At 54.6% G+C, this 2,937-nt stretch carries 2 protein-coding genes and 2 pseudogenes; 3 read left to right on the forward strand and 1 reads right to left on the reverse strand.

Features of this window, described 5'->3' with window-relative positions:
- Positions 1-86 precede the first annotated feature (86 nt).
- The 3 genes and pseudogenes from QMN93_RS26305 to QMN93_RS25735 form a co-directional block, all read left to right on the forward strand.
- Positions 87-407 (forward strand): annotated as a pseudogene (locus QMN93_RS26305) (IS66 family insertion sequence element accessory protein TnpB); the annotation flags it as partial.
- Positions 404-754 carry an IS66 family insertion sequence element accessory protein TnpB gene (gene tnpB, locus QMN93_RS25730; RefSeq protein WP_016151369.1) on the forward strand — a complete coding sequence of 117 codons (351 nt, stop codon included), beginning with the start codon at positions 404-406 and terminating at the stop codon, positions 752-754. The pseudogene QMN93_RS26305 and the gene tnpB, both read left to right, overlap by 4 nt.
- A gap of 30 nt (positions 755-784) precedes the next feature.
- Positions 785-2,377 (forward strand): annotated as a pseudogene (locus QMN93_RS25735) (IS66 family transposase).
- A 199-nt stretch (positions 2,378-2,576) separates the two neighbouring features.
- On the opposite strand, the gene QMN93_RS25740 reads toward QMN93_RS25735, so the two are convergent.
- Positions 2,577-2,937: hypothetical protein (locus QMN93_RS25740; RefSeq protein ID WP_223866222.1), on the reverse strand; the 361-nt coding region annotated here is incomplete at its 5' end.

Consider the following 2,937-nt stretch of genomic DNA (forward strand, 5'->3'; position numbering starts at 1 on the left):
TTCATTATGACACCTGTGTTGTTCTGAGGTGAGCATATCACCTCTGTTCAGGTGGCCAAATTCAGTAAACCACTTCATATCAGCCTGGAGCCTGTGTTGCCCGGTTGGCGCGGGATAATGGAATTAATGACAATCTGCTGTTTACCTGGCGCCAGCGTTACAGACATCTTCTGCCCGATGAAATACAACGGTCAATCAGAGAGCAAGACTCTGTTATCCCCGTTGTCCTGCCTGATATGGTCCTGTCACACCATGCTGAGCCGCACTATGAACCCGCCGCTCCAGCCTGCCGCGAGGCCATGACATGCGAGGTGACTGTCGGCGGTGCCAGCCTGCGTCTGTCCGGGGATTTATCACCTGCACTTCTGAAAACGCTGATCCGCGAGCTGAGCGGGAGGAGCCGATGATACCCTTACCGTCAGGCACTCGTATCTGGCTGGTTGCCGGGGTCACCGATATGCGTAAGTCCTTCAATGGTCTGGGCGAACTGGTCCAGCATGTTCTTGATGACAATCCGTTCTCCGGCCACCTGTTTATCTTCCGTGGTCGTAAAGGTGACACCGTGAGGATCCTCTGGGCTGATGCTGACGGTCTGTGTCTGTTTACCAAACGTCTGGAAGAGGGACAGTTCGTCTGGCCTGCTGTACGCGACGGCAAAATCGCCATCACCCGCTCACAACTCGCCATGCTCCTCGATAAGCTGGACTGGCGGAAACCTAAAACTGCACGCCTTAACTCACTGACGATGTTGTAAAAAGCGCATGACCGCATTATAAATGGGGTCATGAGTCAGGACTATCTCGCCCGTATCGCTGCGCTGGAAGACGCGCTTCGCCAGAAAGACAGCCAGCTCAGTCTCGTTGCTGAGACTGAGTCGTTCCTGCGTTCAGCGCTGGCCCGCGCAGAAGAGAAAATAGAGAACGAAGAGCGTGAAATAGAACATCTGCGGGCTCAGATAGAAAAACTGCGCCGAATGCTGTTCGGTACCCGTTCAGAAAAGCTACGCCGGCAGGTCGAAGAAGCCGAAGCCCTGCTGAAACAGCAGGAGCAGCAAAGCGATCGTTACAACGGCCGGGACAATGATCAGCAGGTTCCGCGTCAGTTGCGCCAGTCCCGTCATCGTCGCCCGTTACCGGAACATCTTCCCCGCGAAATAAACAGACTGGAGCCAGCTGAAACCAGCTGTCCTGGTTGCGGTAGTGATATGGCCTATCTCAGCGAAGTCAGCGCGGAGCAACTGGAGCTGGTCTCCAGCGCCCTGAAAGTGATCCGCACGGTCAGGGTGAAAAAGGCCTGTACCCGATGCGACTGCGTCGTTGAAGCGCCAGCGCCCTCACGTCCTATCGACCGGGGCATCGCCGGGCCGGGTCTGCTGGCCCGCGTGTTAACGGCCAAATACTGTGAACACCTGCCGCTGTATCGCCAGTGCGAAATCTTTGCCCGTCAGGGTGTGGATCTGAGTCGTGCGCTGCTCTCCAACTGGGTGGATGCGTGCTGCCGGTTAATGGCCCCGCTGGATGAAGCCCTCTACCACTACGTGATGGACTGCCGCAAACTGCATACGGATGACACTCCGGTGCCCGTGCTGGCGCCGGGCAGAAAGAAGACGAAAACCGGGCGTATCTGGACATATGTCCGTGATAACAGAAGCGCGGGTTCATCAGATCCGCCAGCGGCATGGTTCGCCTTCTCACCGGACCGACAGGGGAAACACCCTCAGCAACATCTTCGGCACTATCATGGCGTGCTGCAGGCAGATGCCTTCGCAGGGTACGACAGGTTGTTCAGCGCAGAGCGTGAAGGTGGCCCGTTGACAGAAGCGGCATGCTGGGCTCATGCGCGGCGCAAAATCCATGACGTCTATATCAGCACCCGGACGGCCACAGCAGAGGAGGCTCTGAAGCGCATCAGTGAGTTATACGCGATAGAAGAGGAAATACGCGGCCTTCCGGCATCTCAGCGGCTGGCCGCCAGACGGTCCCGAAGTTAACCGTTGCTGATATCCCTGCATGACTGGTTGGTGGAGAAAAGTGCCACTCTGTCGAAAAAATCCCGGTTAGGCGAGGCGTTCGCTTATGCACTGAACCAGTGGGATGCCCTGTGTTACTACTGCGATGATGGTCTGGCAGAGCCGGATAATAACGCTGCTGAGCGCGCGCTACGAGCGGTCTGTCTGGGCAAGAAAAACTACATCTTCTTCGGCAGTGATCATGGTGGTGAACGTGGTGCCCTGCTGTATGGTCTGATCGGAACGTGCAGGCTGAACGGTATCGATCCAGAGGGTTACCTTCGCCATATCCTGAGCGTATTGCCGGAGTGGCCCATCAACAAAGTGGCCGAACTGCTGCCATGGAACGTAGATCTCACCAATAAATAGCCGTCAATACGGCGCTCACTTAACGCTTACGTTCACCTGAGGTGTTTTTGTAGTTATCTGGCGTTACGTGACAGTGTTGGTCAGATACTTCCACCTCTTCAGAGTTAAAGTTTGATATATGGGAAAAAAACGCTCCCGGACGGGAGCGTAAGCCAGTGACTTCGGCGTCAAATGAGGGTCTGACAAGTGGAGCTGCGGGTTAATTCTGGGTGATCTGGCTGCGATGCTTTTCAGCCTGCTGCTGATGAATAACGGAAGATAGACCATTATTCGCCTTCTCATGCACAACAGCGGCTTTCTCATGCTCGTTCATTTCGGAAAATGGCTTAGCAGTTTCTTGGGTGTTCTCAGGTTTGGATTTCATCATTTTTTTATGCATTTCAGCCATGTCCTGATGGGCAGCAGAATTGCCGTTTTGCATCATTTCATGGGACATTGCGGCCTGATCGTGACCGCTCATATCCATCATTTTCATGCTCTCCCCGGCTTTGTTGAATAAATCAGATTTCGGGTAAGTCTCCCCCGTAGCGGGTTGTGTTTTCAGGCAATACGCACGCTTT

It is taken from the genome of Enterobacter sp. R-1.6.2 (assembly GCF_035064085.1).
In the GTDB taxonomy this organism is placed as follows: Bacteria; Pseudomonadota; Gammaproteobacteria; order Enterobacterales; family Enterobacteriaceae; genus Enterobacter; species Enterobacter asburiae_B.

Excerpts from the sequence above, each read along its gene's own strand:
- tnpB (WP_016151369.1), top strand. The coding sequence starts at position 404 with ATGATACCCTTACCGTCAGGCACTCGTATCTGGCTGGTTGCCGGGGTC.